11 protein-coding genes are annotated in these 12941 nt (G+C 71.6%); 7 read left to right on the top strand and 4 right to left on the bottom strand.

Annotated elements, in window-relative coordinates:
• Window positions 1-91 precede the first annotated feature (91 nt).
• Together ABZ805_RS27995 and ABZ805_RS27990 are read right to left on the bottom strand one after the other, a co-directional pair.
• Entirely contained in the window at window positions 92-613 is a 522-nt protein-coding gene (locus ABZ805_RS27995) for a copper resistance CopC family protein (protein WP_358446532.1), read from the bottom strand.
• Window positions 610-1386, bottom strand: coding sequence for a YcnI family protein (locus ABZ805_RS27990; protein WP_358446530.1), 777 nt, complete (start codon window positions 1384-1386; stop codon window positions 610-612). Before ABZ805_RS27990 ends, ABZ805_RS27995 begins: the two co-directional genes overlap by 4 nt.
• 951 nt (window positions 1387-2337) lie before the next feature.
• On the opposite strand from ABZ805_RS27990, the gene ABZ805_RS27985 reads away from it, so the two are divergent.
• Genes ABZ805_RS27985 through ABZ805_RS27965 form a run of 5 tightly spaced genes read left to right on the top strand, consistent with a single transcriptional unit; the run spans window position 2338 to window position 7627 of the window.
• Window positions 2338-3996: a BCCT family transporter gene (locus ABZ805_RS27985; RefSeq protein WP_358446534.1), complete on the top strand. Its 1659-nt coding sequence runs from the start codon at window positions 2338-2340 to the stop codon at window positions 3994-3996.
• Window positions 3993-4640 carry an ABC transporter permease gene (locus tag ABZ805_RS27980; protein ID WP_358446527.1) on the top strand — a complete coding sequence of 216 codons (648 nt, stop codon included), beginning with the start codon at window positions 3993-3995 and terminating at the stop codon, window positions 4638-4640. Before ABZ805_RS27985 ends, ABZ805_RS27980 begins: the two co-directional genes overlap by 4 nt.
• The gene (locus ABZ805_RS27975) at window positions 4633-5868 is read left to right on the top strand and encodes an ATP-binding cassette domain-containing protein (protein ID WP_358446524.1); all 1236 of its coding nucleotides are present in this window, start codon (window positions 4633-4635) and stop codon (window positions 5866-5868) included. Before ABZ805_RS27980 ends, ABZ805_RS27975 begins: the two co-directional genes overlap by 8 nt.
• Window positions 5865-6632 carry an ABC transporter permease gene (locus tag ABZ805_RS27970; protein ID WP_358446522.1) on the top strand — a complete coding sequence of 256 codons (768 nt, stop codon included), beginning with the start codon at window positions 5865-5867 and terminating at the stop codon, window positions 6630-6632. Before ABZ805_RS27975 ends, ABZ805_RS27970 begins: the two co-directional genes overlap by 4 nt.
• A gap of 14 nt (window positions 6633-6646) precedes the next feature.
• Window positions 6647-7627 carry a glycine betaine ABC transporter substrate-binding protein gene (locus ABZ805_RS27965; protein WP_358446519.1) on the top strand — a complete coding sequence of 327 codons (981 nt, stop codon included), beginning with the start codon at window positions 6647-6649 and terminating at the stop codon, window positions 7625-7627.
• A gap of 80 nt (window positions 7628-7707) precedes the next feature.
• Here the strand turns inward: ABZ805_RS27965 and ABZ805_RS27960 are convergent, their stop codons facing one another.
• On the bottom strand, window positions 7708-8430 hold the full coding sequence (locus tag ABZ805_RS27960; RefSeq protein WP_358446516.1) for a DUF6474 family protein: 723 nt from the start codon (window positions 8428-8430) through the stop codon (window positions 7708-7710).
• 219 nt (window positions 8431-8649) lie between these two features.
• Here ABZ805_RS27960 and ABZ805_RS27955 point away from each other — a divergent pair, with 219 nt between their 5' ends.
• Window positions 8650-10287, top strand: a complete 1638-nt coding sequence (locus ABZ805_RS27955; RefSeq protein WP_358446513.1) for a TM0106 family RecB-like putative nuclease — start codon at window positions 8650-8652, stop codon at window positions 10285-10287.
• A gap of 200 nt (window positions 10288-10487) precedes the next feature.
• On the opposite strand, the gene ABZ805_RS27950 is transcribed toward ABZ805_RS27955, so the two are convergent.
• Window positions 10488-11246: an SDR family NAD(P)-dependent oxidoreductase gene (locus tag ABZ805_RS27950; protein ID WP_358446510.1), complete on the bottom strand. Its 759-nt coding sequence runs from the start codon at window positions 11244-11246 to the stop codon at window positions 10488-10490.
• A 234-nt stretch (window positions 11247-11480) separates the two neighbouring features.
• Between ABZ805_RS27950 and ABZ805_RS27945 the strand changes: the two genes are divergently transcribed.
• A complete protein-coding gene (locus ABZ805_RS27945) occupies window positions 11481-12791 on the top strand; it encodes a UDP-glucose/GDP-mannose dehydrogenase family protein (RefSeq protein ID WP_358446508.1) in 1311 nt (436 codons plus the stop codon).
• Window positions 12792-12941: the final 150 nt, after the last annotated feature.

Genomic DNA, 12941 nt, shown 5'->3' with positions numbered 1-12941 from the left:
AAACTCGCCGTCCGCTACGAAGCCACCGTGCACATCGCCACCATCAACATCTGGCTCCGCGACCTCACCAAAACCAATTCCTAAACAGCTCCTAGTCGCTCGACCGGCCCAGCCGCAGCGCCAGCACCAGGCCCAGCGCGACGAGCACCACGGCTCCCGCGATCCACGGCCAGATCGGCATCCCGCCGCTCGACTCGGACTCGCCGCGGCCGGTGTCCGGCGGCGGTGCCGGCGTGCCGGTGCCCGCCTCGGTCAGGGTGAAGCCGCGCTTGCCGCTGACCGGGTGGCCGTCGTTGGACAGCACCCGGTAGCCCACGGTGTAGTCGCCCGCGGGCCCGAGCGGGCGCACCGGTGCGACGACTTCGGTGCCCTCGACCCGCACCTCCCCGTCGGTCCAGAACGTGCCGTCCGGACCGACGACGGTGATCGTGTTGTAGCCCTCGCCCGCGCGCACCGGCTGGTCGAAGGTGAGCCGCACTTCGGCGGGACCGGTGCTCAGCTGCGCGCCCTCCGCGGGGTCGCTGCCGACGAGGGTGTTGTGCGCGAACGCGGGACCCGCGGCGCCGAGCAGCGTCGCGAGGGTCAGCGCGGTGATCGCGAGCAGCCGCTTCACGCCTTGCCCCCGTTCTTGCGGCGGGCGGTCAGCAGCGCGCCCGCGCCGATCCCGATCCCGAGCGCGCCGACGACGAGCCCGGCACCGCCGAGCATCCGCGCGGTGTCGTCCGTCCCGCCCGACTCGCCCGACTGGGCGGACTCGGCGGCGTCGGAAGCGTCGCCGTGGTCGCCGTGGCCGTCCGCCGCGCCGCTCGGCGCCGAGCCGTGGCCGTGCCCCTCGCCGTCCCCTTCGACCAGGGCCAGCGCGGGCGCCGGGTGCTCCGGTTCGGAACCGTCCGGGGCCGGGGGCTGGTCCCAGCGCACGACCTCACCGCTGTCGTAGGTCTGCTCGGTGGGCAGCAGCAGCCGGTCGGTGTCGGTGGGGAGGGTGCCGAGGGTGGCTTCGAACTCCTGGAACTGGTCGGGCGCGATGGTGGTGCCGGGCCGGGCGGTCCAGGTGATGCCGGCGACGGCTTCGGTGACCTGGGCGCCCGCCACGTCGACGGGCCGGTCCAGCCGCACCTTCTGCACCTCGGCGGCCCAGCCGGGCAGCGGCCTGGTGCGCACCGAGCTCAGCGGGTGGTCGAGGGGGAGCGCGACGTGCACCCGCACGGTGCTCGCGTCGGGCCGCTCGTTCGGGACGCGGAAGGCGACCTTGGCGTGGCCGCCCTGCTCCGCCTGCTCGGGCTGCGCGGTGACGTGCGCGGCGGCGGTGCCGGCCCCGGCGAGCGCGGTGAATGCGATTGCGGTGCTGACGCCGGTGGCCCGGAACAGAGATCGAGTTGTGGGCATGAAGATCTGGACTCCTGATCTGTGCGGTTTCGCACACCAATTCAAGAATTGCGAATCGATCGGGGATACGAATGGGCAACGATCCGGGTGCCGTTCGGTGTCACTCCGGGTCCGCCGTTCGGCGGTTCCGGCGGTCCGCGCAGAGCGTGGATCCGCTGCCGGATCAGTTGTTCGATCAGGAGGAGCGGCTCCGCCGGGAGGCAGGCCGCGAATTTCGTCGTCACGGGGGGTAACGGTGACGACATCTTGCGCGGAAGCGTCAATCGTAAGGTTGAAACGATTACATAGAGTGCATCGTCGGCTCGGTGCAGCAGGACGGCTACCAGCAGCCCGGCGAGCCCATGACCCAGGGTCATCGAAACGGGGTCCAGCGGCAGCCCCGTGCTCGGAACCGACCCCGCGTGCGAGCTCGCTAGCTGCAGGAACAAGTGAAGTGACACCTGTCCGACACAGATTGCCCCTACAATGCTCCACAACCCTCGCCTGCGGTCGGCGAGCGCGACCCCGGCTCCGGACAACAAGGCGGTGATCAACATGGTGGTTCCGAGATCGGGTGTGGAACCACCTGCTGCGCCATGTGCGGCTACGGATAGTGACGCCGAGGTGGCAGTCAGCGCCAGCCCGCGCAGCGCACGAGCAGCGCCACGCGCAGGGATGGAACAGGTCGCCACGGATGTCCAGCCTAGATGTCGGTTCGGCCACGCTGAGCGCAAGTGAGCTTGCCTTGATCCGCCGAATGGGTCACGGTTTATGGGTTGCAGACGGTCGGAAATTGTCCCTGTAGGAGCAGGCAGTGACAGGTGAATACACGTTCCGGCCGTCGTGACATGAGGTACGGAGAGGAGGGGGCGTCGCGACTTTCGGGCGCCGGAACCTGTGTCGACTGAAGCAGATCTACGAGAGGGTGGCTCGTCGAGCCACTCAGCGGAACCACCGGGTCACCCCGAGTTCATCGGCAAGCCGCGGACGGACTGGACCGTCTTCGGCGTCACGGCCGCCATCATGTTCATCCTGGTGGCGTGGGGCTCCGTGGGCACGGAATCGCTCAGCGGCTTCGCCGAGGCCGCACTGGAATGGCTGGTCACCAACACGGGCTGGGGCTTCGTCCTGGCCGCGACCGGCTTCGTGATCTTCGCCCTGTTCCTGGCGTTCAGCCGGTACGGGCGCATCCCGCTCGGCGCTGACGGCGAGAAGCCGGAGTTCAGGACGATCTCCTGGATCGCCATGATGTTCAGCGCCGGCATGGGCATCGGGCTGATGTTCTACGGCGTCAGCGAGCCGCTGACGCACTTCATGACCCCGCCCCCCGGCACCGTGGAAGGCGGTACCGACGCGGCGGTGGGCACCGCGATGGCGACCTCGCTGTTCCACTGGACCTTGCACCCGTGGGCGATCTACGCGGTGGTCGGGCTGGCGATCGCCTACAGCAGCTTCCGCCGCGGTCGCAAGCAGCTGATCAGCGCGGTGTTCATGCCGCTGATCGGCAAGCGCAACGCCGAGGGCCCGATCGGCAAGCTGATCGACATCCTGGCGCTGTTCGCCACGCTGTTCGGCTCGGCCGCCTCGCTGGGCCTGGGCACGCTGCAGATCCAGTCGGGCATGCAGGCCGCGGGCTGGATCGGCCAGACCAGCACCGTGCTGCTGGTGCTGATCATCGTCGTGCTGACGATCTGCTTCATCGCCTCCGCGGTGTCCGGCGTCTCCAAGGGCATCCAGTGGCTGTCGAACATCAACATGGTGCTCGCGGCGGTGCTGGCGATCTTCGTGTTCGTGGCCGGCCCGACCGTGCTGATCCTGAACCTGCTGCCGACCTCGCTGGGCGCGTACATCAGCGACTTCGGCGAGATGGCCTCCCGCGCGGGTGCCACCGGCGGCGACGAGATGCACTCGTGGCTGTCCAGCTGGACGGTCTTCTACTGGGCGTGGTGGATCTCCTGGACGCCCTTCGTCGGCATGTTCATCGCCCGGATCAGCCGCGGCCGCACCATCCGCCAGTTCATCGGCGGCGTGCTGCTGGTGCCCAGCGTGGTGAGCCTCGTCTGGTTCGCGATCTTCGGCGGTGCCGCGATCGACACCGGCAAGGCAGACCCGTCCATCGTCAACGGCGGCGCGGAAGCGCAGACGTTCACGGTGCTGGAGCACCTGCCGCTGGCGCTGATCACCTCGGTGCTGGTGATGATCCTGGTCGCGATCTTCTTCGTGTCCGGTGCGGACGCCGCCTCGGTGGTCATGGGCACCCTCTCGCAGCGCGGCTCCATCGAGCCGAGCCGCTGGGTGGTCATCTTCTGGGGTGCCGCGACCGGTGCGGTCGCCGCGATCATGCTGGTGATCGGCGGTGGTGAGGACGACGCGCTCTCGGGCATCCAGAACCTGACGTTCATGGGTGCGCTGCCGTTCGCGATCGTCATGGTGCTGCTGTGCGTGGCGCTCACCAAGGACCTGCGCAGCGATGAGATGACGCTGCGGGACGAGAAGGGCGCCGAGGTCCTCGAGCAGGCCGTCATCGCCGGTACCGAGGAGCACGACGGCGAGTTCCAGCTCGTCACCACTCCCGCGGAGAACGACGACGAGGACGACAGCGCCGCGAAACCGGGGGCGTCCACTTCGTGAGTTTCCTGGAATACGTCGCCTCCAGGTGGCAGCAACTGCTGGTGGACTCCTACCAGCACGCCAGCATGGTGCTGCAGTGCATCGTGCTGGCGACCATCGTCGGCGTCCTGGTCGGGGTTGCGGTGTACCGCAGCCCCGCCGGGGCCGCGGTGGCCACCGCCCTGTCCAGCGCAGTGCTGACCGTTCCCTCGTTCGCCCTGTTCGGCCTGCTCATCCCCGTGCTGGGGCTGGGCGTCGCGCCGTCGGTGGTGACGCTGGTGCTGTACGCGCTGCTGCCGATCATCCGCAACACCATCGTCGGGCTGTCTACAGTCGACCAGCCGATCCTGGACGCCGCCCGCGGCATCGGCATGAACCGGTTCCGGGTGCTGACCAGGATCGAACTGGCGCTCGCGTGGCCCGGGATCCTCGCGGGCATGCGGGTGAGCACCCAGATGCTGATGGGCATCGCCGCCATCGCCGCCTACGCCAAGGGACCCGGGCTCGGCAACCTGATCTTCAGCGGCCTGTCCGGCCTCGGCAGCGCGAACGCGCTGAACATGGCGCTCGCGGGCACGCTCGGCGTGATCGTGCTGGCGCTGCTGCTGGACGCGGTGTTCGTGCTGCTCGGACGCCTGACGACTTCGAGAGGTATTCGTGGCTGAGAACAACAAGCCCGACACCGACGGCCGCGCCGGCGGCCACGGCGTCGAAATCCGCCTGGAGGAGGTCTCCAAGCGGTACCCGGGCCAGAAGCTGGCCGCGGTCGAAGCGGTCACCATGACGATCCCCGCCGGTGAGACCGTCGTGTTCGTGGGCCCTTCGGGCAGCGGCAAGACCACCACCATGCGCATGATCAACCGGCTGATCGAGCCCACCTCGGGCCGGATCACCATCGGCGGCCAGGACGTGCTCGGCCTGGACCCGGACAAGCTGCGCCGCGAGATCGGCTACTCGATCCAGCAGGCCGGGCTGTTTCCCCACATGACGGTGGGCGAGAACGTGGGCATGGTGCCCAGCCTGGTCGGCTGGACCAAGCAGCGGATCGTGGAGCGGGTCGACGAGATGCTCGACCTGGTCGGCCTGGACCCCGCCGAGTACCGCGGCCGCTACCCGCGGCAGCTCTCCGGTGGGCAGCAGCAGCGCGTGGGCGTGGCCCGGGCGCTGGCGGCCGACCCGCCGGTGCTGCTGATGGACGAGCCGTTCGGCGCGGTGGACCCGATCACCCGCGGCGTGCTGCAGGACGAGCTGATGCGGCTGCAGGCCGACCTGGGCAAGACGATCGTGTTCGTCACGCACGACTTCGACGAGGCCGTCAAGCTCGGCGACCGCATCGCGGTGCTCGGTGATCGGTCGAAGATCCTGCAGTACGACACGCCCGAGGCGATCCTGGCCAACCCGGCCGACGACACCGTCGCCGGTTTCGTCGGCGCGGGTGCCGCGCTCAAGCAGCTCACGCTGCGCCGGGTGCGGGAGATCGAGCTCGGCCAGGTGCCGACCGCCGGGGTCGACGAGCAGCCCAGCGTGCTGCAGGAACGCCTCGGCACCCGGCGCGGCGCCATCGGCCTCGTGCTGGACCGCCGCAAGCGGCCGCTGCGCTGGGCCACCGCCCGCGAAGCCGGTTCCGTCTCCGCGCTGGAGCGGGCCGGCCGCGCCGTGGAGGACAGCGTCTCGCCCGCTTCCACGCTGCAGGACGCGCTGGAGGCCATCCTCACCGACGACGACGGCGTCGCCGTGGTCACCGGGTCGCGCGGGGAGTACATCGGCGTCGTCGACATCGACACCGTGATGACGACGATCAAGGACCTCCGCGAGGAGCACGCCGACGACCACGCGGACGCGCCTGCGGACGCCCCCGCGGATGCGCCCGCCGACACCGGGGACCGGTCATGAGCGGCTCCTACGCCGCCGACTCCGGGAACCGCACCGCGGAACGGCTGCGCCTGTTCGCGCAGCCGCTCGCGGCGCTGCTGCTGGTCGTGATCGTCGTCGGCGTGGCGTTCACCCACCGGGACAACGTCGTCACCAGCCGGAACATCACCCCGTCCACGCTGCTCACGCTCACCTGGCAGCACGTGCTGATGAGCGTCGCGGTCGCCCTGATCGTGGTGCTGGTCGCGGTGCCGCTGGGCATGCTGCTCAGCCGCTCGTGGGCGCGGCGGGTGAGCCCGCTGGTCATCGGGCTGGCGAACATGGGCCAGGCCGCGCCGTCGGTCGGTCTGCTGGTGCTGTTCTTCCTGCTCACCAACGGCACCACCGGGTTCTGGATCGCGACGCTGCCGATCGCGGTGTACGCCCTGCTGCCGGTGCTGCGCAACACCCTCGTCGGCCTCCAGCAGGTCGACCCGTCGTTGATCGACGCGGGGCGCGGCATCGGCATGTCCGGGTTCTCGGTGCTCGTCCGCATCGAACTGCCGCTGGCCGTGCCGTTCATCCTGGCCGGGTTGCGGACCGCGCTGGTGCTGGCGGTCGGGACCGCCACGCTGGCCTGGTTCGTCGGCGCGGGCGGGCTCGGTGAGCTGATCGACACCGGGTACAAGCTGAGCAACTGGACGGTGCTGTCCGTCGGCGCGGTGCTGGCGATGGCGCTGGCCCTGATCGTCGACTGGCTGGGCGGGCTCGCCGAGCGGTACCTGTCGCCGAGGGGGCTTCGATGATGCGTGGAACTCCGATGTCCCGCCGGGGAGCGTTGAAGCTGTTCTCGGCCGCCGCGGCGGGCGCGGCGCTCACCGGCTGCGGGCTCAGCTCGGGCTCGTCGGTGCCGCTGAGCGTGCGGCCCGGCTCCATCAAGCCGGTCCCGGAGCTGGAGGGCGTGCCGCTCACCGTCGGCTCCAAGGACTTCACCGAGCAGATCGTGCTGGCCTACATCGCCGAATTCGCGCTGGTGGCCGCCGGTGCGGACGTGCGGGACCTGAGCAACATCACCGGTTCCGCGAGCGCCCGCAACGCGCTGGTCAGCAAGCAGATCGACGTGGTGTGGGAGTACACCGGCTCGTCCTGGATCAGCTACAACGGCAAGACCGACCCGATCCCGGACGCGATCGCCCAGTACGAGGCGGTGCGCAAGCTCGACCGCGAGCAGAACGGGGTCGCCTGGTTCGCGTTGTCGCTGGACTCGGACAACACCTACGCGCTCGCGCTGAACCGGGAGAACGCGGACCGGCTCGGCGTGAACACGCTGTCCGACCTCAAGCGGCTCGGCCGGGAGAAGCCGGACGAGCTGTCGTTCTGCCTGGAGAGCGAGTTCGCCAGCCGCAACGACGGCATGCCGGGCGTCGCGGAGACCTACGGGTTCGCGGTCGATCCGGGCCGGGTGGAGACGCTGAACACCGGCACCATCTACACGGCCACGGCCACCGGCAAGTCCTGCAACTTCGGCGAGGTGTTCACCACCGACGGCCGGATCCAGGCGCTGGACCTGAAGGTGCTGGAGGACGACAAGAAGTTCTTCCCGCGCTACAACCTGGGCGTCACCGTGCGGGTGGACATGCTGGAGAAGTACCCGCAGCTGGAGGACGTGTTCCAGCCGATCTCGGACCGGCTGAACAACCAGGAGCTGCTGGACCTCAACGCCGGGGTCGACGTGGACGGCCGGGACCCGGCCGACGTCGCCCGCGACTGGATGGTGAAGCAGGGGTTCGTCACCCTCTGACGAACGCGCCCGCTGACCATCGCGGCAGGGCCGGTCGCTCCGTTCGGGGAGCGACCGGCCCTGCCGTCGTTCGCGGCCCGTCAGATGCCGAGCCGCTTGAGCAGGTCCTCTTCGATGCGGTCCAGCTCGCCGGTCACCGCCCGGTGCGCCGCGCGGCGGCGCGGGGCGGGCATGTGCTCGGCCGCGCGGACCGCGCCCGCCAGCTGGCCCAGCCTGCCGTCGGCCTGGTCCGCGAACTTCTCCTGCACCGAGATCTCGGCGGCGCTGCGGCCGCCGGTGCGGGAGCGCAGGTCCTGCAGCGCCGCGGCGTCCCCGGCGATGCGGGCGTGCAGCGCGGCGCCGCGCCCGGTGAACCGGCCCAGGTCGTCGACGGGCACGCCGAGCCGCCGCGCGCGGGCCCGGTCGTAGCCGTCCCGGGCGGCCGTCAACGCCTGCCACGCGTAGGGCGCCAGCGCCGGGGCGAGGATCTTGGCGACGCCGACGGCCTTGCGGGCGTCGCCCGGGGTGAACCGGCCGTGCTCGCCCTTCTTGCGCGCCTTCTCGTCCCGCTTGGCGGCCTTGTCCGCGGCCTTCGCCTCCTGCTTGGTGGTCTTGGTCTCCGCCTTGGTCTCCTGCTTGACGGCCTTGGTGTGCTCCTTGGCCGTCCTGGTCTGCTGCTGGGCGGCCTTCGCCTCCAGCTTGGCGACCTTCTTGACCTGCTTGGCGGCCGAGCGCACGTCCTCGCCGGTGTCGCCGCCGGTGAGCGGTTCGGTGCCGAGCACCTCGGTGGTCAGTGCTGCGGTGGCCGGTTCGCCTCGCGTCATCGCCGCCTCCTGCTGTTCCGGCGCGGTCCGCGCCGTGCCGATGCCCCGGCCCGGGGCTTCCCCTCGCTCGCGGATCACTGTAAGGAGTCATCGCGGCCGATGCCGGTTGACCGGAAGCGCGAGTGATCCACGGGTCGTGCACTCCGGGTGACCGATCGTGCTGCTGCGTCACCGGGGTGATGGGCGCGATCGTCGGGGGCACGGCCTACGCTGCGGGGCGTGGAGAACGAGGTGCTGCTCGACGCGGGCGTGGTCACGCGATGCCGCAGGAGGGTGCACCTCGACAACGATCCGCACGCCCGCGACCTGCCGAAAGCACCCGTGGACCCGGGCATCGAGCAGCGCGTCAGCGACGCCGCCGACCACCGCCGCGCCATCGCCGACCGGCTCGAGGCCGCCCTCGGCGAATCGTTCGCGCGCATCCCGCGGGACGCGTCCCGGCGGCAGCGCGAACGGGAGACGCTCACCGCGATGCGGGACGGCGTCCCCTTCATCTCCGGCGCGCAGCTGCCCCCGGACCCCGACGCCGGCCGGTTCGGCGGCATCGACCTGCTGGTGCGCGTCGAGTCCGGCTACCTGCCGGTGCTGGTGGTGCGGCACAAGACCACCGACCCGGGCAACGGCGCCCGCACCTCGCCGGTGGCGGAGCCGCTGCCCGGCTCGGCGCGGCGGGACCCGCGGCGCAAGGTGCGCTCCCAGCCCCGGGACCAGCTGCGGCTCGCGCACCTGGTGCGGCTGCTCGCCGCGTGCGGGATGGCCGCGCCCGGCAACCCCACCGGCGGCGTCATCGGCGTGGACGGCGACGTCGTCGTCTGGCACGACCTGCTCGCCCCGAACTGGCCCGGTGGCCGCACCGCGCTCGCCGAGTACGACGCCCGGTTCACCGACCGGGTCGCCGTCGCCACCGCGGCCGCGACCGGCGCCGAACCGCTCGCCCTGCCGTCCCGCGTCACGGAGTGCAAGGGCTGCCCGTGGTGGCCGACCTGCTCGGCGGAACTGCGCGAAGCCCGGGACGTGAGCCTCGTCGTCCGCGGCGAGGACGCCACCGCGCTGCGCGGCGCCGACGTGCACACCGTCGACGACCTCGCCGCCATGACCCCCGAGCGGGGCGGGACGACCGCGCTCGGCGCCGCCCGCACCGCCGAGGCCGTGCTGCTGGCGAAGGCGTGGCTGCGCGACCTCCCGCTGGTGCGCCGCGTCCGCGAACTCCAGGTGCCGCGCGCCGACGTGGAGATCGACGTCGACATGGAGAGCTACGCCGACTCCGGCGCCTACATGTGGGGCTGCTGGCTCTCCGGCGCGGACGTCGACGAGGAGCAGGGCTACCGCGCGTTCGTCACCTGGGATCCGCTGCCCTCCGACGACGAGGCCCGCTCGTTCGCCGAGTTCTGGTGCTGGTTCACCGCCGTCCGCGAGCGGGCGCACGCGCGCGGCCTCACCTTCCGCGCCTACTGCTACAACGAGCTCGCCGAGAACCGCTGGATGCTGTCCTCCGCCGAGCGCTTCGCGGGCAAGCCCGGCATCCCCGAGGTGTCCGAGGTGCGCCGGTTCATCGGCTCCGGCGAGTGGGTCGACCTGTTCGCCGCCGTCCGGGACCAGTTCCTGTGCCCGCAGGGCAAGGGGCTCAAGGTGATCGCGCCCAGCGCCGGGTTCGCCTGGCGCGACCCGGAGGCCAGCGGGGAGAACTCGATGCGCTGGTACCGGGACGCGGTCGGCCTCGACGGGCAGCGCCCCGAACCGTCCCAGCGGCGGCGGCTGCTGCAGTACAACGAGGACGACGTCCGGGCCACCCTCGCCGTCCGCCGCTGGATGACCTCCCCGGAGGCGGGCGAGATCCCCTTCACCGAGGACCTCTGACCTCCGGCGCCCGCCGGCCTGCGTGACGGGCAGCCTGGTGACGGGCAGCCTGCGTGACGGGCAGCCTGCGTGACGGGCGACCTCTTACGGCAGCTGACCTGCTGGACGGCGGGCCGCCGCGGTCGGCGTCCGAGGCGGCCCGCAACCCGAGGTGACCGGGCGAGCCGACGCCGACCGCCGCGGCCGGAACCCGCACCCGCTCACTTCGGCGCCATCCGCAGCGCGCCGTCCATGCGGATGACCTCGCCGTTGAGGTAGTCGTGCTCCACGATGCCCACCGCGAGCTTCGCGTAGTCGCCCGGCACGGCCAGCCGCTTCGGGAACGGCACCCCGGCGGCGAGCCCGGCGCGGAACTCCTCGCTGACGGTGGCCAGCATCGGGGTGTCCACGATGCCGGGCGCGATGGTCATCACCCGGATCCCGGCGGAGGACAGGTCGCGGGCGGCGGGCAGCGTCAGGCTCGCCACCCCGCCCTTGGAGGCCGCGTAGGCGGCCTGGCCGATCTGCCCGTCGAAGGCGGCCACGGAGGCGGTGTTGACGACGACGCCGCGCTGGCCCTCCCGGTCGGCCTCGGTCTCGCGGATAGCCGCGGCCGCCAGCCGCAGCACGTTGAAGGTGCCGAGCAGGTTGACCTCCAGGACCTTGCGGAACAGGTCGAGGTCGTGCGGCCCCTGCTTGCCGCTGATCCGCGCGGACGGCCCGATCCCCGCGCAGTTCACCACGATCCGCAGCGGCACCCCGGCGCCCGCGGCCTGCTCGACGGCGGTGCCCACCTGGTCGGCGTCGGTGACGTCGGCGGCGGTGTAGGTGATCCCGTCGACGGGCGGTGCCGCGGCCACCGAATCCGGCAGGTCCACGCCGAACACGTGCGCGCCGCGCTCGGCGAGGGCGCGGGCGGTGGCCGCGCCGAGTCCGGAGGCGGCGCCGGTGACGATGGCCGCGGTGCCGGTGATCTGCATGGGGTTCTCCTCGGTGTCGATCGCGATGCGCCCGTAGTCAACCAGTACTGAGCGCCGTTGTGCAGTACTGATCGTGTTGTGAACTGCGGTGCACCGCTGCGTCACCGCCCGAGCAGCAGCGCGTGAACAGTTGCCGAAGCAGCGTCGCCCACCCGATCGGTGTGCCACGATTCGGACGAGGTCAGCTTCCCGAACTGGGGATTTCCCGGTCGGGCCGCCGCTGTGGAGGTCGCCGTGTTCGCTCGCCGGATCGTGGTCGTCGGGACGGGGTACGTCGGGTTGACGACCGGCGCCTGCCTGGCGTCGCTGGGCCACCGGGTGGTGTGCAGCGACGTGGACGCGGCCAAGGTCGCCCGCCTGTCCCGCGGCGAGGTCGGCATCCTCGAACCCGGCCTCGGCGAACTCGTCGCCGAGGGGATCGCGGCCGGGCGGCTGGAGTTCGTGCTCGGCTCGGCCGGCGCGGTCGCCGACGCCGAAGTGGTGTTCCTGTGCGTGCCCACGCCGATGGGCTCCGGCGGCGGCGCGGACCTGGCCGCCGTCGAATCGGTCGTCGCCGAGGTCGCCGCTGTACTGCCCACCGGGTGCGTGCTGGTGTGCAAGTCGACGGTCCCGGTGGGCACCTCCGCGCGGGTCGCCGAGCTCGTCGGCCGCCCCGACGTGCCGGTGGTGTCGAACCCGGAGTTCCTGCGCGAGGGCTCCGCGGTGCACGACTTCCTGAACCCGGACCGGATCGTGGTGGGCTCCGCCTCGCAGGACGCCGCCGAGCGGGTCGCCGCGCTGTACGCGCGGCTCGGCGCGCCGACGGTGCTCACCGACGCGCCGAGCGCCGAGATGGTCAAGTACGCGGCGAACTGCTTCCTCGCCACGAAGCTGTCCTACGTGAACGCGGTGGCGGAGCTGTGCGAACGGCTGGGCGCGAACATCTCCGACGTCACCGAGGGCATGGGCTACGACCGGCGGATCGGGCAATCGTTCCTGCAGCCGGGCCCCGGCTGGGGCGGCTCCTGCCTGCCGAAGGACACGGCCGCGCTGTTGCAGGTGGCGCAGTCCGTCGGGTTCGACTTCGAGCTGCTCGGCGCCGCGATCGACTCGAACGCGCGGCAGCGGGAGCAGATGGTCGCGAAGGTCTCCGACGCGTGCGGGGTCGGCGTGGCGGGCTCGCTGGACGGGGTGCGGCTGGGGCTGCTGGGCCTCACGTTCAAGGCGGGCACCGACGACCTGCGGGATTCGCCCGCGCTGGCGGTGGCGGAGCTGCTGGCCGCGCGCGGTGCGGAACTGGTGGCCTGCGACCCGGGGTTGCGCGGGGACGAGGCGCCGCTGCAGGGCGTGGTGACCCTGGTGGACGACCCGTACGAGGCGGCGAAGGGCTCGGCCGGGCTGGTGGTGCTCACCGAGTGGCAGCAGTTCCGCGCGCTGGACTGGCCGCGGGTGGCCGGGTTGCTCGCGGGGCCGGTCGTGGTGGACACCCGCAACCACCTGGACCCGGACGTGCTGCGGCGGGCCGGGATCTCCTGGCGCGGCGTAGGCAGGCTCCCCGTCGGCTGACTTCCTGTCGATGAGCTCCTTTTGCGCAGCGCTGGGGTGGCGGAACCTCAGCGGGATTCTCGCTGCGGGATCTTTTTCCCGAGTGGCTCCGCCACGAGGGAAAAAGCTGTCCTCCCGAGAATCCCGCTGAGAACCCGCGGGTGGTCGGCC

The sequence above is a fragment of the Saccharopolyspora sp. NPDC047091 genome (genome assembly GCF_040643635.1).
Classification (GTDB): Bacteria; Actinomycetota; Actinomycetes; order Mycobacteriales; family Pseudonocardiaceae; genus Saccharopolyspora_C.
This window is presented reverse-complemented; position numbering and strand designations above follow the sequence as displayed.

Bases quoted from the DNA above. Each gene is read 5' to 3' on its own strand.
- ABZ805_RS27990 (WP_358446530.1), bottom strand. From the start codon at position 1,386: ATGCCCACAACTCGATCTCTGTTCCGGGCCACCGGCGTCAGCACCGCA.
- ABZ805_RS27970 (WP_358446522.1), top strand. From the start codon at position 5,865: ATGAGCGGCTCCTACGCCGCCGACTCCGGGAACCGCACCGCGGAACGG.
- ABZ805_RS27965 (WP_358446519.1), top strand. From the start codon at position 6,647: ATGTCCCGCCGGGGAGCGTTGAAGCTGTTCTCGGCCGCCGCGGCGGGC.
- ABZ805_RS27960 (WP_358446516.1), bottom strand. From the start codon at position 8,430: ATGACGCGAGGCGAACCGGCCACCGCAGCACTGACCACCGAGGTGCTC.
- ABZ805_RS27950 (WP_358446510.1), bottom strand. From the start codon at position 11,246: ATGCAGATCACCGGCACCGCGGCCATCGTCACCGGCGCCGCCTCCGGA.